This window comes from Caballeronia sp. LjRoot34 (assembly GCF_964253815.1).
Lineage (GTDB): Bacteria > Pseudomonadota > Gammaproteobacteria > Burkholderiales > Burkholderiaceae > Caballeronia.
In genome coordinates this window covers 728,700-751,161 of record NZ_CAXUSB020000003.1, presented here as the reverse complement: position 1 = coordinate 751,161, position 22,462 = coordinate 728,700, and the positions used below count along the sequence as shown (strand labels likewise).

Annotated in this window: 18 protein-coding genes and 1 pseudogene; 12 read left to right on the top strand and 7 right to left on the bottom strand. The window is 60.3% G+C overall.

Annotated features, from left to right (window positions below; translation table 11 throughout):
- Positions 1-23: 23 nt before the first annotated feature.
- The 4 genes from ACSQ36_RS34360 to ACSQ36_RS34345 form a co-directional block, all read right to left on the bottom strand.
- Positions 24-542 carry a RidA family protein gene (locus tag ACSQ36_RS34360; RefSeq protein ID WP_436185506.1) on the bottom strand — a complete coding sequence of 173 codons (519 nt, stop codon included), beginning with the start codon at positions 540-542 and terminating at the stop codon, positions 24-26.
- A complete protein-coding gene (locus ACSQ36_RS34355; protein WP_436185505.1) occupies positions 539-1,438 on the bottom strand; it encodes a PhzF family phenazine biosynthesis protein in 900 nt (299 codons plus the stop codon). The genes ACSQ36_RS34360 and ACSQ36_RS34355 overlap by 4 nt, the downstream gene beginning before the upstream one ends.
- Positions 1,439-1,525: 87 nt before the next feature.
- Positions 1,526-2,401 (bottom strand): helix-turn-helix domain-containing protein, encoded by an 876-nt coding sequence (locus tag ACSQ36_RS34350; RefSeq protein ID WP_436185504.1) that lies wholly within the window; start codon positions 2,399-2,401, stop codon positions 1,526-1,528.
- A gap of 360 nt (positions 2,402-2,761) precedes the next feature.
- Entirely contained in the window at positions 2,762-3,067 is a 306-nt protein-coding gene (locus tag ACSQ36_RS34345) for a hypothetical protein (protein WP_436185503.1), read from the bottom strand.
- Positions 3,068-3,276: 209 nt separating this feature from the next.
- Between ACSQ36_RS34345 and dppD the strand changes: the two are divergent.
- A pseudogene (gene dppD, locus ACSQ36_RS34340) lies at positions 3,277-3,559 on the top strand (dipeptide ABC transporter ATP-binding protein DppD); the annotation flags it as partial.
- 210 nt (positions 3,560-3,769) lie between these two features.
- Here dppD and ACSQ36_RS34335 read toward each other — a convergent pair.
- Complete coding sequence (locus tag ACSQ36_RS34335; RefSeq protein ID WP_436185502.1) at positions 3,770-4,516, bottom strand: SDR family oxidoreductase; 747 nt, start codon at positions 4,514-4,516, stop codon at positions 3,770-3,772.
- A 69-nt stretch (positions 4,517-4,585) separates the two neighbouring features.
- Positions 4,586-5,698: an MFS transporter gene (locus tag ACSQ36_RS34330; RefSeq protein ID WP_436186448.1), complete on the bottom strand. Its 1,113-nt coding sequence runs from the start codon at positions 5,696-5,698 to the stop codon at positions 4,586-4,588.
- A 250-nt stretch (positions 5,699-5,948) separates the two neighbouring features.
- On the opposite strand from ACSQ36_RS34330, the gene gcvA reads away from it, so the two are divergent.
- Entirely contained in the window at positions 5,949-6,902 is a 954-nt protein-coding gene (gcvA, locus tag ACSQ36_RS34325) for a transcriptional regulator GcvA (protein ID WP_436185501.1), read from the top strand.
- A gap of 139 nt (positions 6,903-7,041) precedes the next feature.
- On the opposite strand, the gene ACSQ36_RS34320 is transcribed toward gcvA, so the two are convergent.
- A complete protein-coding gene (locus ACSQ36_RS34320; RefSeq protein ID WP_436185500.1) occupies positions 7,042-9,726 on the bottom strand; it encodes a TonB-dependent receptor domain-containing protein in 2,685 nt (894 codons plus the stop codon).
- Positions 9,727-10,747: 1,021 nt separating this feature from the next.
- On the opposite strand from ACSQ36_RS34320, the gene ACSQ36_RS34315 reads away from it, so the two are divergent.
- The 10 genes from ACSQ36_RS34315 (at position 10,748) to ACSQ36_RS34270 (ending at position 22,404) form a co-directional block, all read left to right on the top strand.
- Complete coding sequence (locus ACSQ36_RS34315) at positions 10,748-11,401, top strand: MotA/TolQ/ExbB proton channel family protein (protein WP_213765222.1); 654 nt, start codon at positions 10,748-10,750, stop codon at positions 11,399-11,401.
- Between the two features lie 55 nt (positions 11,402-11,456).
- Positions 11,457-11,879 carry an ExbD/TolR family protein gene (locus tag ACSQ36_RS34310; protein ID WP_213765221.1) on the top strand — a complete coding sequence of 141 codons (423 nt, stop codon included), beginning with the start codon at positions 11,457-11,459 and terminating at the stop codon, positions 11,877-11,879.
- Positions 11,876-12,649 carry an energy transducer TonB gene (locus ACSQ36_RS34305; protein WP_213765220.1) on the top strand — a complete coding sequence of 258 codons (774 nt, stop codon included), beginning with the start codon at positions 11,876-11,878 and terminating at the stop codon, positions 12,647-12,649. Before ACSQ36_RS34310 ends, ACSQ36_RS34305 begins: the two co-directional genes overlap by 4 nt.
- 22 nt (positions 12,650-12,671) lie before the next feature.
- The gene (locus tag ACSQ36_RS34300; protein WP_436186447.1) at positions 12,672-14,489 is read left to right on the top strand and encodes an extracellular solute-binding protein; all 1,818 of its coding nucleotides are present in this window, start codon (positions 12,672-12,674) and stop codon (positions 14,487-14,489) included.
- Entirely contained in the window at positions 14,486-15,535 is a 1,050-nt protein-coding gene (locus ACSQ36_RS34295; RefSeq protein ID WP_436185499.1) for a microcin C ABC transporter permease YejB, read from the top strand. Before ACSQ36_RS34300 ends, ACSQ36_RS34295 begins: the two co-directional genes overlap by 4 nt.
- Positions 15,489-16,616 (top strand): ABC transporter permease, encoded by a 1,128-nt coding sequence (locus ACSQ36_RS34290; protein ID WP_436185498.1) that lies wholly within the window; start codon positions 15,489-15,491, stop codon positions 16,614-16,616. Before ACSQ36_RS34295 ends, ACSQ36_RS34290 begins: the two co-directional genes overlap by 47 nt.
- Entirely contained in the window at positions 16,613-18,214 is a 1,602-nt protein-coding gene (locus ACSQ36_RS34285) for an ABC transporter ATP-binding protein (RefSeq protein WP_436185497.1), read from the top strand. The genes ACSQ36_RS34290 and ACSQ36_RS34285 overlap by 4 nt, the downstream gene beginning before the upstream one ends.
- Before the next feature lie 262 nt (positions 18,215-18,476).
- On the top strand, positions 18,477-20,258 hold the full coding sequence (gene araD / locus ACSQ36_RS34280; protein ID WP_436185496.1) for an L-arabinonate dehydratase: 1,782 nt from the start codon (positions 18,477-18,479) through the stop codon (positions 20,256-20,258).
- Positions 20,259-20,277: 19 nt separating this feature from the next.
- Positions 20,278-21,009: a ribonuclease activity regulator RraA gene (locus ACSQ36_RS34275; protein ID WP_213765215.1), complete on the top strand. Its 732-nt coding sequence runs from the start codon at positions 20,278-20,280 to the stop codon at positions 21,007-21,009.
- Positions 21,010-21,099: 90 nt separating this feature from the next.
- Entirely contained in the window at positions 21,100-22,404 is a 1,305-nt protein-coding gene (locus tag ACSQ36_RS34270) for an MFS transporter (RefSeq protein WP_436186446.1), read from the top strand.
- Positions 22,405-22,462: the final 58 nt, after the last annotated feature.

Below are 22,462 nucleotides of genomic sequence, written 5' to 3'. Positions count from 1 at the left end.
GTTTGTTATGGCCTGGCGTTTCGTTATGACCGGCGTTGATGCGGATGCCGGAGCGTTCCCGCGTCACCTGGACCAGACACAGGCGTCAACGCGACAGTGAGTTCGATTTCGAGCAGGCCGTTGCCCGGCAGGCTGGCAACGCCGAGTGCCGATCTCGCATGCCGGCCGTTTTCGCCGAAGATTTCGTGGAGCAGGGTCGAGGCTTCATCCATGACCTGGCTGTGGTTCACGAAGCCGGGCACGGCATTGACGAAGCCGCGCAGGAACAGGATGCGGTCGGCCGCCGCCGTGGCAGGCAGCGTCGCGACGAGCACGCTCAGGGCGCGCAGCACGCAGACCCGTGCCGCGCGCCGGATGAGCTCGGGCGGCGTATCGCGATCGACCGGTCCGGCGATGACCTCCTCGCCGACGCGGCTGACCTGGCCGCTGATGTAAGCGATGCTGTCGTGGATCACCGCACCGACGTAGGCGCCTCGCGGCGACGGCGCAGGCGGCAGCGTCATGCCCAGTTGCGCCAGCCGGCTGGCGATATCGATCGTCATGACGGGGCTCCGCCGTGCGCTTCGAAGCGAACCGGACCGCCCAGCCAGCAGCCATCCGGGCGGCCGTGGTCGAGACTGAAGCGTATCGAGATCTGCGACGGGCGTTTCATCGCGCGTCCCTGGCGGATCGTGATGGTCCGTGCGGACGCTTCCACCATGCCGTTGGCGAGGAGACCGAAAGACAGCGCGGAGGCCGCGATCCCGGTGGCCGCGTCTTCCGGATAACCCGAGGCGCGCGGAAACTGCCGAGCGTCGAAGATTTGCCGGCCCGCGTCGAAGGTGGCATAGGGGTAGAGCCCAGTAGAGCCGATCCGCTCGCACAGTGCCTCGATTTTCTCGAAGCGCGGCTGAAGGGCGTCGAGATCGGTGGTGCTGGCGAGCGGAATCAGCGTCTTGACCCGGCTTGTGCAGGCGTTCTGGATCGGCAGGGGCGCCAGCTGCGCGCCGTTGAGGCCGAGCACGTCGAGGATCTCGTCCCGGCTGAGTTGCGCCTCCTCCAATGGCTCGATACGGCCCACGGGCTGGGAAATCTCGACCGCGGCGCCCTCGGCCGTGTGTCCGGTGATGCGGATCCCGACCTGGCCGCTGAGGGTCTGGATGGTCAGCCGGTCGCGCTGCAATCGCCCACTTTGATGGAGCAGCCAGACCGCGCCGACCGTGGCGTGTCCGCACATCGACATCTCGTGGTTAGGAACCCAGAAACGAAACTCGAAATCGCACTCGGAGCCGGGCGGCGCCGGGAAGACGAAGCCGCTTTCGTGGCCGTAGTGCCGGGCCACCTCCTGCATTTGCGCGTCGGACATGCCGGCGGCATCGACCACGATGGGCGCCGGGTTTCCGCCTCCGGGACCGGTGGCGAACACGCTGACGAGTTCGACTGTGTGGCGCTGGGGCATGACGGTATGAACCCCGCCGACCGGGGAGTGTGTTTCCATCCGGTCAGATTACGGGGATTGGCGGCGCGCCGCGCGCTCGAGCGGGCCCTAGCTTTTGACCGAACGGGCCATCCTCGTGCGCACGTCAGAGGGCGAATGGCCGCCGATGCGGCGCATTGCGCGCGCAAGGGCCGCGCCGCTTTCGAAGCCGACTCGGAACGCCACCTCGCCGACCGGCAGGTCCGTTTCGGCGAGCAGCCGGCAGGCATTCTCGTAACGCATGCGCTGCTGGAACTCGCCGATCGAGAGGCCGGTGCCTTCGCGGAACAGACGCGTAATGTGACGGCGGGAGATGCCGAAGCGTTCTTCCAGGGCGTCGAGCGGAATGTCCTGATCGGCATGGCGGGTCACGAAGGCTTCGAGGTCGGCAACCAGCGCCATGCCGTGCTCTCCCGGCGAAGCCCCCGGCACCGTCTTGCCGGCAATGACCTCGCCGATGCACTGCATCAGCAAGGCCGACGACAGTGCCTGGCGCATGGTTGGGCCGCCATAGGTCCCCATGTCGTTGCGCAGCGATAGTTCCTGTAGCGCACGGATCGAGGAGGTTCGGCGCATGAGGAGAGGGATACGCGTGCGACGGCGGAATTCACCGAGTGAGCCGACCCCGGCATCGAGCTTACGCAGCGCGTCCTCGGTCACGTAGACAGCGACGTGCGTGTGTGTCGCGCATCCCGCCCGGGTCTGATGCGCCCGCCCCGGGGGCACGACTGCGAAGCGATCCTGCGACAGCCAGGTGCCCGCGCGCTGGTCTTCATGCCGAAGCTCGACGGCGCCGTGACTCGGCAGGATGAACATCAGACAATCGTGCCAGTGCCACGGCATCGAGTAGGTGCCGCCGCCGGTGAGCGTCGCGTGCCCGTCGTCGGCCGCGACCAGCAGGTCCTTGTCGGCCGGCTGACAGAGTTGGTCGAACGATCGCAGCATGGCGGTACTCCCACGAGATATGAAACGGGTGTCATACCTCTCGCCGGCTTTGAGATTGATGCGCGTCGTGGAACGCGGTCGGGAACGCGCCGGCCCGGCATGAAGAGGATGCGGCGAAGGATAGCAGCGCAAAATACTGCGGGGTATTGCCGTTTGTCATCTTCCGGATTCGAACACGGCGGCCGGCACCGCGAACCTCGCTTGGCAGCTTCGTGACGAAGCGCGCTTGCGGCAAGCCGCTGGGGACAAACCTGCACAACTACCGAATATCGATGTCGCGGCACCGCGCTGGACGTGTCATGAACCGGCACGATCGATTTATTCCAGACAAGGTGAGCCCGCCACACCAGCCAAGTACGATCATTTTGAGCGCAAAGCGCGTTGGCGCTTGAGCCAGACAAGACCGAACAATGCGACACTGATCGCGGTAAGGATAGCGCCCGCAACCATGCAAATGGGCGTGAGCGCGGGGAAGAAGTCTCCGCTTTTGTCACGCGTGAAAGCCCAGGCACCGGCATCAAGCATCAACCCGCAAAAGCCGGTGGCGACCGCCGGTTCGATGCCGTTAGACCCGGTCGGCAGTTTTCGAGGTAAATCAGGCACCGGCTCGCGTTTAAATGGGGTCGCGTTCTTGTGCTGCTCGTCAGTTGGTTGTTCTGCAGACATGGTGTTGGCGGCATTGAAAGGGTGTCAGTGTATAGCGGGAGCGTCATCTTCGAGCGTTTCGAGGCTGACACCAGCGCCTTCTGCCGGCAAAGCTCGTCGTTCCGAGGTGATTGGGATTGGAGCCGCGCTCGAATAGCCATTTCGACGGTGGCCCGGATGGACGTCTTGACCGCTGTTTCAGCGAGGATTTATCTCTTGCAGGCAATGCACTGCTCGTCAGTTTGCAGACGGAGCGGGGCATGGCGCTTGTACTGATTTCGCACGATTTGGCCATCGTGTCGGAAGTCGCTCGACGTGTCGCGGTGATGTATGCGGGCGAGGTCATTGAAACCAATCGCGTGCCCGATATCTTCGCTGCGCCATATCATCCGTACACCGAAGCGTTGCTAGCGGAAATTCCCGAGCACAACGCAGGCGCGGCCGTCAGGCTGCGCGTTTCATCAGCGCTGTCCGTATGCCATCGGCCGCTGCCGAGCCGAAGAACCAAAGCTGCGGGTGGTGGATGGCCGCGAGCTCTCGTGTCATCGCGCCGAGGATATCGAATGAATTCAAACATCAGCTTCAGTCGGGAGCCAGACGATGAGTAGCGTTCTGTTTCGAAACGGATGCTTGCTGGTCCCCAGATCAAGTTCGAGCCGTGGTTCGCCTGGACCGGCCACGGCATCAGCACATGGCGATGCTTCTGCAGCAATGATGCCTTGTTCATTTTCCTCCATTAACATTAACAAAGCCGCCTGTCACGAACGACGCTTTGTCACTTAACAACCAGACGATGGCTTCGGCCACTTCCTCCGGCTGGCCGCCGCGGCCCATCGGGATGGTGCTCTTCAGGCGATCGACCCGCCCCGGCTCGCCGCCGCTGGCATGTATGTCGGTGTAGATATGGCCGGGACGCACGCCATTCACACGAATGCCGTCGCGCGCGACCTCCTTTGACAAGCCGATCGTCATTGTTTCCAGTGCGCCCTTGGTCGCGGCGTAATCGACGTATTCGTTGGGGGAGCCCATCTGGGCTGAGGAGGAAGATACATTGACGATGGTGCCGCCCGCCCCTCCGTGGCTCGTTGCCATCCGGCGAACCGCCTCTCGCGAACACAGGAATGGACCTATTGCGTTCACCGCGAATATGCGTTGCAACCGGGCGTATGAGTAATCCTCTACCCGGCTGTGGCGCTCGTTCATGGCCGCATTGTTGACCAGCCCAACGATGGGGCCCAAGTTGCGCTCCGCTGTTTCGAAGAGTGCGATCACGTCCTCCTCATTTGAGACATCCACGTGGACGGCGATCGCGCTGCCCCCCGCAGCCGTGATGTCGGCTACCACGCGCTCAGCAGCCTCCACGTCGGCTCGATAACCGACGCACACCGCAAAGCCGTGCTTGGCTGCAAGCTTCGCGGTCGCTGCGCCGATCCCGCGGCTCGCTCCGGTGATAACCAATGTATTTGCCATGGGTGGAGTATTTCCTTGTTGAATGGTTGTCATGCTGAGGATGTACCTGATAATTATCGCGGCCTGTGCTCACGGTCTTTCCTCGGGTGCCAGATGCGAGCGCAGTGCGATCGCCAGCGGAAAGATCGCCAACGCGGTCAGAGCCGTGGCAAAAGTAGCGCCGTGTACGCCGATCCGGTCGCCAAGAAAGCCATAGATGACCGGTGAGATCGCACCCGACGCTATCGTCCCCGTGTAAAACAACGCGAATGCGCGCTCAGTACGCTCGGGGGCCGCCATTTCCGGAACTGTTCCATAAAGCACGGAGGAGGTGCCGTTGAGCATCATGCCCAGGAGCGGCAGCAGCACCATGGTGAGCGCCAGTGGTAGAAACATCACGGCGACGATGCAGGCCGCTGTGCCGCCCTCGGTGACCAGCACCGTGCCTATCACTCCCATGCGTGCGCCAAGCCAGCCGCAAGCGAACTTGCCGGCCGCGCCACCGATAAAGACCAGCGCCAGCGCGGTCCCCACCATCGGCAGCGAGACGCCTTTTGCCTTGAGCAAGAACGGCAAGAAGGTGAGCAGCCCCATACGCACGGCTGTGTCGAGCACACCAATCGCGAACAGAAGGGAAAAACCTGTTTCCACGGTGCTGCGACCGTGGCCGGGCGCATTTACGTCCATCGGTGCGTCGCGCGGTATTGATGGGAAAAATAACGCGATGACCGCGGCAATTACGCAGCCCAATGCAGACACAATCCACAACGCATGACGCCACGGCATCATGGTCACCAGCAGCGAAATGGCAGCCGGCAGTGCGGATTTACCGAGGTCTCCGGAAAAATTGTAGATGCTTAGAGGTCCTCTTGAATTGCGCCCGTAGATACGAGAGACGGCGCCCGATGCGATCGGGTGTTGCGTGCTCGAACCGCTGCCCGAAATAGCCAAGGCCACGCACAGGCCGAGCAGGCCCCCTGACATCCCCGCGACCGCATAGCCGAGCGCAGCCAGCAAAGTACCGAGGGCCAGCGTGGCCCGGCTCCCCAGCCATTGCGCGAGGCGCCCGGCAGGCAGTTGGAGCGTGGCCATCGTGCCGGCGTAGATACCGCGCAGGATAGCCAGGGCGGCAAAATCAAGACCGAAGTCGGCCTGCCAAACGGGTAACAACGCGTAGATCATGTCTGTGTAGCCATCGTGCATCGCGTGCGCGACGCATGAAAGCCACAGCACGCGAGCGCGTGACGGGGCGACCGGCAGGCCGGCGGAATCGACCTGCTGTGCGGGCAATAGGGAAAGAAGTGGCAAGGGCATATAAATTCTCTTCTCACGAGGCAACCCGGAAAGGCAAGTCGCCGTGGCGCGTTCAGGCTCCATGTGGCAATTTTATGACCGGACAACGATGCAGTTCAATTGAGCTAATATCGCGTCAACGGAGAAAAAAAGTCACGCCATGAATAGAGACAAAGGCACTGAAAAGGATCGCGACAAGCTGCCGCCACTTAACGCGTTGCGCAATTTCGAAGCGGTAGCCCGTCACGGCAGCTTCGCCGGCGCCGCAACCGATTTGCATGTCACCCACTGGGCCGTCGGAAAGCAGATCAGGTTGCTGGAAGACTGGTTCGGCTTGCCGTTGTTCGAGCGCCGCCCGCGCGGCGTTGTGCTTACCGATGAAGGCGCTGCGCTGCTGAACGACGTGAGCAACGCGTTCGAGCGCCTGGGCGCCGCGGCGGCGCGGCTGCGCCACGATGAATTTACGCGCCGGGTATCGGGCATCGTGCGTGTGAACGTGCCGGCGAGTTTCGCGCTGTGCTGGCTACTGCCGCGTCTGGCCGACTTTCAGGCGCGTTACCCCGACATCGACGTGCGGGTGTCGACCACATCGCGCAAGTTGCGCTATGTCGGCGACGCCTTCGACATCGGGGTTCGCTCCGGACCCGAACAAGGTGCTGGCGTCGTGTCGCGCACGCTGATGGCCGACTTGCGTCTGCCCGCCTGCAGCCCTGCACTGCTGCGCCAGCATCCGATACAGGAAGTGACAGATCTTCGCCATCACACCCTGCTGCATTCCGCCAGTACGCGCACAGCCTGGGCGCACTGGCTTCAGGAAGCCGGCGCGCCCGACCTGCGGGCTGCCCGTCATGCCGAGTTCGACCACGTGAACCTCCAGCTTGCCGCAGCCGTGGAGGGTCTGGGTGTAACACTGGCATCGCTGCCGCTGATAGGGCGCGACATTGCCGCGGGGCGCCTCGTATGTCCGATTGCAGCGCCAACCTGGCGCGCCGCCGACTACGCGCTAGTGATCAATGCCGATCGCGCCGGCGATGACGCCGTCATGGCATTTGAGCAATGGATCACGATGATGGCCAGCCGGGAGGCCGTACCGTCCGAGCCTGCTCAGGGCTAAGCTGAAGCAGCCATGGGTTTCGCTCGTTCAAGCGCACTTGGGATTGCGGTTGAGCAAAAGGCAGGAGCATAAACGCACTGTCCGGGACACGAAAATCTTCGTGCCCCGGACAGATTCAAGCGCTATAAAAAGCTAGAGCTTATTTGAAGCGGTATGTAGCGCCGATCTGGAACGTGCGGCCAATTGCGCTGTACAGCGACGAGTCATAACCGCTCTGGTTCTGGCCTTCCGTCCATACGACGTCGAACGGCGGACGCTTGTCGAACACGTTGTTGATGCCGCCATAAACGGTCCAGTTCTTGAAGCCGCGATAGCTTGTGTACAAGTTGAACTGACTATACGAACCCACGCCGTACGAACCGCGGTCGTCGTTGGACGACGCAATCGTGTTCGCGTACGGACCCGTGTACTGCCACGAGAGCGTCGTGAGGAAGCGGCGATAGTCCCACGACAAGCTCGTGTTGCCCTTCCAGCGCGGATTCGATGCGCCGAACGGCTGGTTCAGAGCCAGGTTGTTGCCCGCGAGATCTTGCGTGTCGGCACCCGGCGAGCGCAGCTTGTAGTGCCACACGTATTGCCAGTCGCCGGCCAGCGTGAAGTTGCCGAACGCGGTGCCGAGCGTCTTGCGCCAGTTGAAGTCGAAGCCATCGGTATCGAGCGAGCCGAGGTTCACGAAAGGCATCTTGATATAGCCCAGCGACCCGTCCGGATTGCGCACCACGCTGGCCGGATTGTTCGCGTTGAGCAGCGCTTGCGGATCTGACGTGCCGATCACGCCGTCGATGGTGATCTTGTAGAAACCCCCACCGATATCCGTCGTGCTGTCCGGCGACAACGCGAAGCCAAGGTTGAAGTTCTTCGTGCGTTCCGGTTGCAGGTTCGGATTGCCGTTCGACAATTCGGTGGCCGCGATGTTAGCCGGACCACCCGGTGCGAACGGATCGTTCAGCGTCTGACGACCGATATACGACGCTTGCGAGTTTTCAACCAGCGTCGGCGCGCGGAAACCGCGGCTGTACGAAGCGAATCCCGTCAGTGCCTGAACCGGCTGGTATCGCAGCGCGAAGCTTGGGGAGAACGCGCCGCCGAAGTCGCTGTAGTGGTCGTAGCGTCCCGATTGCGTGAACGTCAGCGCGCGAAAGATCGGAATATCAACCTGATAGAACACGGCTGCCACGTTGCGCGAGCCGTCGACCGATTGGATGTTGGCCGGCGCCACAATGCCCAGGCTCGAATACGTGCGGGGATTGATCACCGAACTCTCGTGGCGGAACTCCGTACCCAGACCAAGACCTACGTTGCCTGCGGGCAGCGTGAACAGATTGCCCGTGGAAGCTTGTGCCGACACAGCATCGAGCTTCGAGATGGACAACTGGTAGTCGTTCTGGAACAGGCCGTTCAAACCGTTCGGCGTAGCGGACGGGTTGGCGAAGTTATACGTGCCGTTGTTCAGCACGTTCTGAATGCCTGCTACGTTGAGCGAGTTGAAGTACGTGCTGCTGACCGTGCTTTGCGAGTGGCCTGCATCGAGTTTCCAGTCCCAGTCGCCGAACTTCGGCGTGGTGAACGAGCCCTTCACGCCTGTCGATGCCTTCCAGTACGTCGATACCGCATCCACGCCGACCATTGAGGTCGGGAAGATGTAGCTGAGCGGGGTCGCAACGCCGAACGGGTTGTACGGGTTGGAAGCCGGCACGGTGCGGTTCAGTGGCAGGATCGAATTGGTCGTCGGATCCCATACGTTCGACGACGAGGTCATCCCGGTATAGCCGAGCGCCTGGACCGTTTCATTGCGGCTTGCCCACAAGTCGGCATAGGCCTGGATGTCGTCGGTGACCTGAACCGTGCCGCGCAGCTTGGCGTTAAGGCGTGTGGTGGCCGGCATGAGCGACAAGGCGTTAGCGGTGTTGATCACACAAGTGTTGCCCGTACGGTCAGTGGTTTGTCCCGGCAGGCAAGGAGTCAGGGGAACTTTGCCGCCCGGCGTGGTCCAGAACGATTGCTGGTTGGTCAGCGGCGCGGTCGGGCCGCCATCGCGGCCGGCGAAGGACTGATCGCTCGTGGCGTCGCGGTCGCCGAATTTCGAACCCGTGTCGCGGTACCAGCTCACCGCGCCCGTAATGTTGTAGCGGTCGGTGCCGAGATTGCCGAAGCCACCGAGCACACTGAAGTTGCCTTGTCCGTCGCCCGGGTGTTGCGCCTTGCCAAGCTGCCCGTCGATCTGAAGACCTTGATACGTCTTCTTCGTAATGATGTTGACCACGCCCGCAATGGCGTCCGAGCCGTACTGCGACACGGCGCCCGACTTCACGACTTCAACGCGGTCGATGATGTTCAGCGGGATCGAGTTGACGTCGAAGAAGGTGTCGGTGAAGTTCACCGCGTTCGCGTAGTTGGCAACGCGCTGGCCGTCGACCAGCACCAGCGTGTATTTTTCGCTGAGGCCGCGCAGCGCGATGCCTGCGCCGCCAGGAGCGGTTGTGTTGGTGGTCGATTGTGACCAGCTGCTGCCTGAGTTGGCGGAAATGCCGCGCAGGAAATCGGCCACGGTCGTGTAGCCACTTTGTTCGATATCCTTAGTAGTTATCGTCTGGACTTCAGCCGTGCCGACCTTGTCCGAGGTGCGGATCAACGAGCCCGTGACTTCGACTTTCTCCAGCTTGGTCGCAGCGGCAGGCGCTCCGACCGTAGTGGTGCCCGTAGTACCTGCCGCTGTGCTCTGGTCGCTGCTTTGTGCGTACGCCATCGGAATAAACGCGGCGCTCAGCACGAGTTCGGCGCCAATAATGCCCTTGATCGCCGTTACCAATCTCTTCTGTTTCACGTGCTCTCCCTCTTGTCAGTGAGCATATTTGATCGAATGAACCATGTCGTTCCCGGCGGATTGCCCGAACGGTCACGCGATATCGCCGGCGTGTTGCTTCGCACTTCGTTTGAGGTCCGTCGCTGGTGCACGCCGGTGAGCATCGGCAGTCAAGGCGCAATCTAAATAGGTGTTGAATAACGCCGTTGATGAAGCGGCAGCATCAAGAGCACGAGTTGTGCCAATTTGCGCAAGAGATAATCGGTGAAGGCAGGATTTTGCTATTTAATTCTGCTGTAAGAAATTGAAATGATGCACTTTTTTGTTATTTTAAAAATTGTGCCAAATCATTATCAAGTTATGAACATTTCAATTCTATTACCACAAAATTACTGTTTAGTGTTGATGTATTGAAGATATTTTTATTATCGAGATTTATACTAATGGTGCATTAAATGCACATAGAAAGGGAAAAGTAAGAATGTGTAGTGCATTGGGACGTGATGCGGAATAAATCGGCTAAATCTTGTTGCCGGTGCAGAGTATAAGCATAACCTATACGCTTATGTGATATTGCCGTAGAAGGCCCACCCCTAAAGGGATAAGCGTCTACGGGCCGAGCGCGGAAATTGAATGGTATTTCTGGTGATCAGAATAAGCATATATGCAATAATATAATATTACAAATTGCTTTCGTTCGCCCAAAATTGGGGAGTTGTTTGCACGAATAACGTGATCCCGTCTTTGGGAGCAGCTAAAAAACCGTGATTGCAGTCGTGTGGCTTTGTGTTATTAAGAGCGGCGAATGGCACGCTCTATTTTCAGCTGCATGGGTACGATTCGATGATTTCTTAATGCGCCGTAAAATCAAGGCGTTATTGCAATCCTGAGATCAGGTTGGACAAAAATTCAGTTTCGGTTGGCATGGCGGTTGCTTAGTGCCTTGCGCTTTTCGCCAACGTTCAATGTCGGCGGCGGTAAAGAGAAAACACCGTTATTCCCAAACTGATTAGCATTTTTTTGTCCTCAACCGGAGACCGCAGTGCTGCAAACCCTGATCAACTATTCCGTCCAGTCGATGGGCCTTATCCCTCTTCTGGGAGTCATCTTCTTGCTCGGCATGGCCGTCATCATTGAGCGTCTGGTGTTCTTCACGAAAGCCGTGCGCGCCGGCAAGACCATCGAGCATGATCTCAAGCTGCTCAAGGCGAATCATCCTGAGGACGCAGCGAAGGTCGTGAAGCACTACGAAACCACGGTGCAGGCTGAACTTGTGCGCAGCGCGATGAAGGTCAATGGCCGCGCCGAAGCCGTGGTCGAACGCGAGATCGAAGAAACGATCATGTTCCAGATGCCGCGCCTCGACCGCAACCTGTGGGTCCTCGACACGGCCGTGACGCTCGGGCCGCTGCTCGGTCTGCTCGGCACGATCATCGGCATGGTGGAGTCGTTCAATGTGCTGGGCGAAAGCGGTGCGTCCAACCCGAACGGTGTGACCGGCGGTATCGGCCATGCACTGACGGCAACGGCCTGCGGTCTGGTGATCGCGATTATTTGCGTGATCTTCCTCAACTACTTCAACAAGCGCATTCGCATGACGGTGAATCAGTTCGATCTGATCAAGTCGCTGCTGGTGTCGCGTTTTTCCGCGCCGGTTAGCCGCACGGCTGACATCCGTCCTGAGATCGCTGCGTAAGCGTTGCCTGCGCTGCCGGCTGTGTGCCGCTGTATCGAATTAGAAGAGGTTTGAGATGAGTAGAAATCACCGCAGTCATTACCTGGGCGCGGAAGAGAAGGCACGCATCGAGATCATTCCGATGATCGACATCATGATGTTCCTGCTGGTTTTCTTCATGCTCGCCACGCTCAAGATGATTCAGGGCGCGGGCATCAAGCTGGACTTGCCGCAATCGAGCACCGCCGAGCAGTTGCAGCAGACCATCAAGGTCACGATCGGCATCACCAAGACGGACGAGCTTTACCTCGACGCCAGGCAGGTCACCGAGGACGAACTCACGGCGCATTTGAAGGGCTTGCTGGGCGACTCCACGAAGGTCGATGTGGCAATTTCCGGCGATGAAGGCACGAGCTACAAGAACATCATTCATGTCATGGACCTGGTGCGCGCAGCCGGCATCAGCTCTGTGGCACTGGCGACGAATCCAGCAGCATGAACGCGCCAGTCCACCTGATAAACACGCCGCGCGAGCCGTTGAGCGGAGCGCTGTGGGCGTCGAAGAGCGTCGCGCGCGAGCATCACATTCCGATGAAGCTGGCCGTCGGCGCGGCGCTCGTCGTCGAGTTGCTGATGATCGCGGGCATCTCGCACGTGAACTTCACACCCGACGCGCCGCCGCCGCCGAAGGAGATGCGCGTGCGCATGGCTCCGCCGCCACCACCGCCACCGCCGCCGCCCGAGGTTAAGAAGATCGAACCGCCGCCCGCGCCGAAACCTGTCGAGAAGCCGCAGCCCACGCCCAGGCCGCAGCCTGTGCCCAAGCCACCGCCCGCGAAGCCTGCAGCGACGCCGAAGGAAGCCGAGATTCCCGCAGCGGCCGATCCGTCAGCGAATGCGCCCGCATTGGCGACCGGACCGGCGAACGCCACGCCATCCACACCGACTGCTGCAACCGGTGCTGCGCCCGCGCCGGCTCCCGGCTTGCATGGCGTAGTCGATGGCCGGGGCCATTGCCAGTCGGTGCAGCCACAGATTCCGCGTCGGGCGCTGGAGCAGGGTATTTCGGCCAGCGTGATCGCGCGCCTATCCATAGGAACCGATGGCCAGGTGAGCGGCGTGCAGATCGTTCGCGTGACACCGCCTACGACTGTTTTCAACGAAGCGGTCATGACCGCGGGAAAACAATATAAATGTGAGAAAAACCCGCAGCCCTACGTGGGTGAAGTGGAGTTCTCGTTCAAGACCCAAGCGAGCGACGATGACTGACGCAGGACCGCTGTACCGTTTGATGTTGCTGGCCGGACTTGTGCTCGCGAGTCCGGCGTTCGGAAAGGCATCGATCGCGCAGTACGACGCGCCTAAATACCCGGAGAATTTCACGCATTTCGACTATGCCGATCCCGGTGCGCCGAATGACGGGGACATGATTTTTCAGAACTACGATGCAGCGCAAAGCTACGATTCGATGAACCCGTTTCTCATCCGCGGCGCCCCTGCGCCCGACCTGAAGAACCTGATGTTCGACACGCTGATGCAGCGCAGCTGGGACGAGCTGGCCTCGCAATATGCATTGATTGCCGACGACGTTGAAGTGGCCGCCGATGGCAAGTCCGCGACGTTCCATATCAATCCCGGCGCGCGCTTTTCCAACGGCGATCCGATTACCGCCGCTGACGTCAAGTATTCGCTGGACACGTTGCTAAGCCCGAAGGTTTCGCCAATCTTCAACTCGCAGTTCGCGAATATTTCGAGCGCTACCGTGGTTGATAAACTGAGCGTGCGCTTCGACTTCAAGGAAGCGCGCCGCGATGCCCCGTTGATCGCGGGCGACCTGCCCGTTTTCTCGCCGAAGTGGGGCATGAAAGCGGACGGTACGCGCCCGCCGTTCGATCAGATTGCGAACGTGCCGCCGATCGCCAGCGGCCCGTATCTGATCGAACAGCGCAAGAACGACAAGCAGATTACCTACACGCGCAATCCGGATTATTGGGCGGCGGACCTACCTTCGCGGCGCGGCATGTATCGTTTCAAGCGCATTACGTTTCGCTTGTTCGCAGACGCGTATTCGTCTCGGGAAGACTTCAAGGCGGGCCGCGTGGATATGCGCGTGGAGTATTCGTCGTCCTCGTGGGCGCGCAAATATGTTGGCAAGAATTTCAATAACGGGACGCTCAGGAAAGAAGCTTTTCCGAATGGTCCGGCGCGAATGCAGGGCCTGATTTTCAACATGCGCAAGCCGCAGTTCGCGGACCGTCGCGTGCGTCAGGCGCTGACGATGGCGTTCGATTACGACTGGCTGAACCGTCTGTACTTCTACAATCAATACCGTCGTACGGGCAGCTATTTCCAGGACAGTCCTTTTGGCGCAACCGGTCTGCCCGACGCGAAGCAACTCGCGCTTCTCGAACCGTATAGATCGAGCCTCCCGCCCGCTGTATTCGGTCCAATGATCCAGCCACCCAACACGTTGCCGCCGAACTCGCTGCGCGGCAATTTGCGCGCAGCTCAAGCGTTGCTGAATGAGGCAGGTTGGCATTATCGCGACGGGGCGTTGCGCAATGCAGCGGGCACGCCCATGACCATAGAAATTATCGACAACCAGCCGGGCATGGACGGGATCATCATGCCGTACGTGCGGCAGTTGCAAACGCTCGGCATTCAGGCGCGCATGCGGGAACTCGACAGCGCGCTCTTTGAAAAGCGCGTGAGCACGTTCGACTACGACATGATCACGCATATATATGATCCGGTCACGATTCCCGGCAATGAACTGACGCGGCGTTTTGGCAGTGCAGCGGCATTGGAGACCGGCTCGGAGAATTATCCCGGTGCGAAGTCGAAAGCCGTCGACGCCATGATCGATGCGGCGCTCAAGGCTCAAACGCTGGGCGAACTCGAAACGGCAACCCGCGCACTTGACCGGGTAATGATCAACGATTACTACCTCGTGCCGGAGTATTACGCGCCAAATTCGCGTGTCGGCTACCGGTCGCGCATGGGACATCCGGAGGTCATTCCGCGCTCGTATGGTACCGAGGACTGGTTGATCAGTTACTGGTTCGTGAAGCCAGATTCCGCTCAGTTCACATCGACCCAAGCACCATGACAACCTATATTCTCAGACGTTTATTGTTGATGATCCCCACGCTGATCGGCGTGCTCACGCTTACGTTTGTTGTCACGCAGTTCGTGCCGGGCGGACCCGTTGAACAGGTGATGGTGCAAATGCGCCACGGCGGAAATCAAGGCGGCGAAGCCGGCGGAGGGGGTGGGTATCACGGCAGCCAGGGCGTAGACCCGCAGCAAGTCGAGCAATTGAAGAAAGAGTTCGGCTTCGACAAACCGCCGCTAGTCCGCTATTTCCTCATGCTGAAAAACTATGCGAGCTTCAACCTGGGGCAGTCTTATTACCAGCATCAAAGCGTATGGGACGTCATCCGGTCGAAGCTGCCGGTGTCCATCACGCTCGGTCTCTGGACCGTGCTGCTGACCTACCTCATTGCAGTGCCGCTGGGGATCTCGAAGGCCGTGCGCAACGGTTCACGCTTCGATACCGTCACGACCATTCTGGTGCTGACCGGCTACGCCATACCCGGTTTCGTGTTGGGCGTGCTGCTGCTGATGTTGTTTGGCGGAGGCACGTTGTGGCAAGTCTTTCCCATGCGCGGCCTCACCTCCGATGACTTCGACCAACTCAGTATCGCGGGCAAGGTACTCGACTACTTGTGGCATATCGCGATGCCGGTCACGGCGGCCGTGGTCGGCCATTTTGCGATCGTCACCTTCCTCACGAAGAACACGTTCCTTGAGGAAATCAGCCGGCAGTACGTGCTGACCGCGCGCGCAAAAGGCGCGCCGCAACGCGACGTACTGTGGAAACACGTGCTGCGCAACGCAATGATCCCGCTGCTGACCGGCTTGCCCGCTGCGTTTATCGGCGCGTTCCTGAACGGCAATCTGCTGATCGAGACGCTGTTCTCGCTCGACGGCATGGGCCAGCTTTCCTACGACTCGGTGATCCGTCGCGACTACCCCGTCGTGCTGGGTTCGCTCTATTTATTCACCCTGATTGGTCTCGTGACCAAGCTAATTACGGACGTCTGCTATGTCCTCGTCGACCCCCGTATCCAGTTCGACCGCCTGGACCGCTGAGACAGCCGGCGGGCTCGCCTCGCAAGCCCAGCCGCCGTCGATTTCCCCCGGCAAGCGCGTATGGCTGCGCTTCAAGGCTCAACGCCTGGGCTACTGGAGCACGATCCTGTTCGCGTCACTGTTTTTGATCAGCTTGCTCGGCGAGGTGATTGCGAACGACAAGCCCCTCGTGATCCAGTACGAGGGTCAATATTATTTTCCCATTTTCAAGAACTATTCGGAGAAGACCTTCGGCGGAGATTTTCCCGCGCGCGCAAACTATCTCGATCCCTACATACGCGAGCGCCTTGAATCGAACGGCAATTTCGCAATCTTTCCACCGGTCCATTTTCACTACGACACGGTCGATTACTTCGCCAATTCTCCGAATCCGGCGAGGCCCTCAGCGTCGAACTGGCTAGGCACCGACCAATTCGGCCGCGATGTCCTTTCGCGCTTGCTGTACGGCTTCCGGCTCTCTGTGCTCATGGCGCTCGCACTCACCGTCTCGGGCGTCTTGCTGGGCGTCCTGACGGGCGCAGTGCAGGGGTTCTACGGCGGACGGACCGATCTGATCGGGCAGCGGCTGATCGAAATATGGAGCTCCATGCCGGATCTTTATTTGCTGATCATTTTCGCGTCGATATTCGAACCTACGCTCTGGCTGTTATTTATCCTCCTTTCGATGTTCGGATGGCTCACGCTGTCGGACTACGTACGCGCCGAATTCCTGCGTAACCGGTCGCTCGATTATGTGAAGGCGGCTCGCACAATGGGTTTGTCGAATGCGCAGATCATGTGGCGTCACGTATTGCCGAACAGTCTTACGCCGGTGATCACCTTCCTGCCGTTTCGCATGAGCGCGGCCATTCTTGCGCTGACCAGCCTCGATTTTCTGGGGCTGGGCGTGCCCGCGCCCACGCCGAGCCTGGGCGAACTGCTCGCACAGGGCAAGAACAATCTGGACGCGTGGTGGATATCCGGCGCGGCGTTCGGCACGCTCGTCGTGACGTTGTTATTGCTGACCTTCATGGGCGATGCGTTACGCAATGCGCTCGACACCCGCAAGCGCGGTTCTGCATTCGGAGGCGCGCAAAAGTGACTCAGGCCCTACTGCAACTAGACCACCTCTCCATCCGCTTCGGCGATAAAACCGTCGTCCAGGATTTGAATCTTTCCATTGCACGCGGTGAGCGTGTTGCGCTGGTCGGTGAATCCGGATCGGGCAAGAGCGTGACGGCTTTGTCGATTCTTGGACTGGTCGAAGACGCACGGCAGAGCGGCCGGATTCTGCTCGACGGCGACGATCTGCTGCGTAAAAGCGAGCAGCAATGGCGCGGCATTCGCGGCCGCGACGTCGCCATGGTCTTCCAGGAACCGATGACCGCGCTCAATCCGCTATTTACCATCGGCAAGCAGATTGCCGAAAGCCTGCGGCTGCATGAGGGCATGCGGCCGAACGCGGCGCGCGAGCGAGGTATCGAGCTCTTGCGCCGTACCGGAATTCCCGAACCGGAACGACGTATCGACAGTTTTCCGCATCAGCTTTCCGGCGGCCAGCGGCAGCGCGCTATGATCGCCATGGCGCTTGCATGCCGTCCGCGCTTGCTGCTCGCCGACGAACCCACGACCGCGCTCGACGTCACCGTGCGGCAGCAAATTGTGGATTTGCTGATTGAGTTGCAGGAGCAGGAAGCGGCGGACAGAGGCATGGCGGTACTGCTGATCACGCACGACCTGAACCTGGTGAAGCGCTTCGCGCAGCGCGTGGCGGTGATGGAGAAGGGCGTGCTGGTGGAAACCAATTCGACCGCTGAACTGTTCGCGAATCCGCAGCATCCTTATACGCAACGCTTGCTCGATAGCGAGCCTGTGCGCGATGTCGAGCCGGTTGCATCGAACGCGCGACGCCTGCTCGAAGTGCAGGGGCTTGCGGTCGATTACCGGATGCCGTCGAAGGGCTGGAAGTCGACGTTCACGCGGTCGTCGTTTCGCGCGCTGAAAAATATCGACATTACGTTAAAGCGCGGCGAAACGCTTGGCATCGTGGGCGAATCGGGTTCCGGAAAATCGACGCTGGCCGCCACTATTCTCGGCCTGCAACAGCCGGCCGAAGGGTTTATTCATATCGACGGGCAGCCGCTTTCCACACTGAAAAGCACAAGCTCGCGGCGCATGGCATCGAAGCGCTTGCAAGTTGTCTTTCAGGACCCGTTCGGCTCGCTCTCGCCGCGAATGACGATTGAGCAGGTGGTGGGCGAGGGGATCGCTTTGCATCGTCCGGAAGTGACGCCTGCCGAGCGGCGGCAGCGCGTGGCTGCGTTGCTGGAAGAGGTTGGCATGCCCGCCGACGTCATGCCGCGTTATCCGCACGAATTCTCCGGCGGGCAGCGTCAACGGATTGCAATTGCACGGGCGCTGGCGGTCGAACCGGAATTGCTGGTCCTCGACGAACCCACCAGCGCGCTCGATGTATCGATCCAGCAGCAAGTCCTCGCGTTGCTCACGCGGCTGCAAAAGAAGTACACGCTGAGCTATTTATTCATTACGCACGATCTCGCGGTGATGCGCGCGATGGCTCATCGGGTGGTGGTCATGAAGTCAGGGGAAATAGTGGAAAGCGGCGACACGCTGCAAGTGTTGCAAGCGCCTGCGCATGGTTATACGCAGGCGCTTTTAGCGGCTTCGACAGTGACCTGAGCCGCTTGGGACCGGAAGGAATCAAGGAAGCTGAAACATGGTGCGAAGAAGCATACGTCGCACCATGTTTTCGCGCCCGGTATCTCTCCAGGCCAGATTTATGTGCTCGAAAAGCCGAGGACAGGTTTCTTTGCACCGGTCCAGATTTCATTTGCGAAGAACTATCCGCTTATTGGTGTAATCCCCTACGGATGTTCTCGAATGATAGCGCTACCATTCGCTCATTCAAAAGCGTTTGGTAACGCTACCAAGGAGAATAAGCGTGTCGTCGAACCCCACGGTCCCCCGCAAGACCCCTGAGCAATTACGCAGCTTCCGCTGGTATGGCGTGAACGATCTGCGCTCGTTCGGACATCGTTCGCGCACCGCGCAAATGGGCTATCACCCATCCGATTACATGGGCAAGCCGGTGATTGCCATTGTCAACACGTGGAGCGAGCTCAACTCGTGCCATACGCATTTCAAGCAGCGCGTTGAAGAGGTCAAGCGCGGCGTGTGGCAGGCTGGCGGCTTCCCCGTCGAGATGCCGGTGATGACGCTCGCCGAGCCGTTCCAGAAGCCCACCACCATGCTCTACCGAAACTTCCTCGCGATGGAAACCGAGGAATTGCTGAAGTCGTATCAGTTCGACGGCTGCGTGCTCATGGGCGGCTGCGACAAGACCACACCCGGCCTGCTGATGGGCGCAATCAGCATGAATTTACCCACCATCTTTCTGCCGGCTGGTCCGATGCTGCGCGGCAACTGGAACGGCCGCACGCTCGGCAGCGGCTCGGACACATGGAAATACTGGGCCGAACTGCGTGCGGGCAAGATCACGGAAGAGGAGTGGAAGGGCATCGAAAGCGGGATTGCGCGCTCGCCCGGTCACTGCATGACGATGGGCACCGCGTCGACCATGACCACGGCCACTGAATCGCTCGGCCTGATTCTGCCCGGCTTTTCATCGATACCCGCAGTCGATTCGCGCCACGCGCAGTTTGCATCGCTGACCGGACAGCGGATTGTGGAGATGGTCTGGACCGACCAGAAACCATCGGACATCCTGAGCGCGAAATCCTTCGATAACGCCATCACCACTGTGCTCGCCATGTCCGGTTCCACGAACGCGATCGTGCATCTGGTGGCGGTGGCGCGCCGGGCGGGTATCGACCTGACAACCGCGCGCTTCGACGAACTCGCGCGCATCACGCCGGTGCTCGCCAACCTGCGCCCGGCCGGCAAATACCTGATGGAAGACTTCTTCTACGCAGGCGGTTTGCGCGCATTGCTCGTGGAACTGGGCGGCCTGATCGACGGCACGCAGATGACGGTGAGCGGGACGACGCTCGGCGAGAACATCGCGGGCGCGGAGATCTTCGACGAAGACGTGATCCGCAAGCGCGCCAATCCGCTGGTGGAACGCGATGGCCTCGCGGTGCTGACCGGCAATCTCGCACCGGATGGCGCGGTCATCAAGCCGGCCGCGATGGAGCAACATCTGCTGAAGGCGCGCGGACCGGCCGTCGTATTCAAGGATTACGCGGATATGGCGGCGCGCATCGACAGTGACGAACTCGATATCACCGCCGAGTCCGTGATCGTGCTGCAACACGCAGGTCCGGTGGGCGCTCCCGGCATGCCGGAGTGGGGCCAGTTGCCGATTCCGCAGAAGCTGCTGAAGCAGGGGGTGAGAGACATGGTGCGGATCTCGGACGCTCGCATGAGCGGCACGAGCTACGGCGCGTGCGTGTTGCATGTGGCGCCGGAATCGTTCGTTGGTGGTCCGCTTGCGCTGGTGAAGGACGGCGACATGATCGAACTCGATGTGCCGAACCGACGCCTGCATCTCGATGTCAGCGATGAAGAACTCGCCACCCGCAAGGCGTCGTGGAAGGCCCCGAAGCGCCCGTTCGAACGCGGTTTTGGCGTGATGCATCAGCTTCACGTCACGCAGGCGAACAAGGGCTGCGACTTCGATTTCCTGGAAGAGCCGGTAGCCGCATCGTCAGAGGCCGTGGCCGCAACGACGGGCGCGCATCGCGACGAACCCGAGATTCACTAACTTATTCAGAGCACTCCTTATGAACCCATCCGACACCCCCGTCAGCGCCGCCGCGCTGGAATTGTTGCGTCACGTCAGCACGGCTACGCTCACCACGCAGTTGTTCAAGCGCGGCTTGCGCAACGTGTTCTTGCAAGGCGTTGCGCCACTCGTCAAACCCGCGCCTGGAGCACCGAACCTGGTTGGACCTGCGTTCACGCTGCGCAATATTCCGGCGCGTGAAGACCTCGATCACGTGGGTGTGTTCCAGGACCCCGACCATCCGCAGCGCAAGGCGGTGGAGAGTGCGCCGCCGGGCAGCGTGCTGGTTCAGGACTGTCGTGGGGACCGCACGGTGGCATCGGTGGGATCGATTCTCGCGCTGCGGCTGGCGAAGCGCGGCGTGGCGGGCATGGTCTCCGATGGACCGGTGCGTGACAGCGGCACGATTTCGGAACTGGGATTGCCGCTATGGTGTGCGGGTGCGAGCGCGCCGCTGAATCTGGCGAAACATCACGCGGTGGATATGAACGTGCCGATCGCGTGCGGCGGCGTGGCGGTGTATCCGGGCGATATTGTTGTCGCTGATGTGGACGGTGTCGTGATCGTGCCGCGCGAAATGGCGGAAGACGTGGCGCGCGATGCGAGCGAACAGGAGCAACTGGAAATCTTCATCTCGCAACGTATCGATGAAGGCAGGCCGCTGCGCGGGACCTATCCGCCGAATGAGGAAACGCTGGCGGCCTACGCGCAATGGCGGGCAAAAAAATAACAACGTATCGACGTCGGACCTATAACGGCTCGCCGGCACGCAGCGAGCGCAGGAGACACGGTGAGTACTGTTCCGCATGCGGTAGATGAAATGCCATTGATCAACCGGCTGGCATTCAGGCTGATGCCGCTGCTTGGCCTGCTCTATCTGATCGCGTATATCGACCGTTCGAATATCAGTTTTGCCAAGCTGCAGATGCTGGGCACTCTCGGTTTGAGCGAAGTTGCGTATGGGCTTGGCGCGTCCTTGTTTTTCATCGGCTATCTGATCTTCGAAGTGCCGAGCAACGTGCTGCTGCACAAGTACGGCGCGCCGCGCTGGATCGCACGCATCATGCTGACGTGGGGCATTGTCACCGTACTCCTCGCATTCACGAAAAACGCCACGACGTTCTACGTGCTGCGCTTCCTGCTCGGTGCTTCCGAAGCCGGGCTTTATCCTGGCGTGATTTATTACCTGACCTTGTGGTTTCCATCGCGGCATCGGGTGCGGATGCTGGGGTATTTCACGGTGGGCAGCAGTCTGGGGAACATGGTGGGCGCGCCTATTTGCGGTTGGCTGTTGGACAAGGGGGGACTCCTTGGTCTGCAAGGCTGGCAGCTTGTGTTCATTGTCACGGGCATACCCTCTCTTCTTCTGACCGCTGTCGTGCTGTTGTATTTGCCTGCGTCTCCGCTCAAAGCGAAATTTATTTCGGATGCCGAAAGGAAATGGCTCGCCGACACGCTCGATAACGAACGCGCCCTCGCGGCACAAACCGAAACGGGCAAAACAAGGTTTCTGAGCGTGTTGACGGAACCGCGCGTGATCGGCATGGCGCTGTATTACATGATGCTGTCCATGTCGGTGTATGGTGTGAGCTACTGGTTGCCGACACTGGTCAAGGGGTTCGGTGTGAGCAATACCGTCAACGGCCTGATCAATATCGTGCCGTGGCTGCTCGCGACTATCGTGCTCGCGTGGTTGCCGTCGAAGTTGCGCGCTGCCGACCGCACGATGATCGCGATGCTTTGTGCGTCGGTACTCGGCGTGGTGTTCTTTCTCGGCAGCGTGTTCCTGCCGACCAACACGTTGCGTTTCATGGCGTTGAGTCTTGGCGCGCCCTGCATGTATTTGCTCCTGCCGTGTTTCTGGACGCTGCCGTCGAAGTTCCTGACCGGCGCGCGTGCGGCAGCCGGGATCGCGGCGATCAATTCGCTTGGTAATGTGGGTGGTTTTATCGCGCAGAATCTGGTGCCATGGGTCCGGCAGGTGAGCGGCAGCACGAAGACGCCCATGCTGATTCCCGCTGCGTGTCTCTTTACGTTCGGCGTCGTCACGCTGGTTTTGATTCGGCGCGATCGCCATGACGGTATGCAGGAGGTGGCCAATGGGCGGAGGGCGGAAGCGGCGTAGGGCTCAGCGGTATCGTTCTTATGACAAGGCTCGATCGGCGTTGACTACGATACCGGTG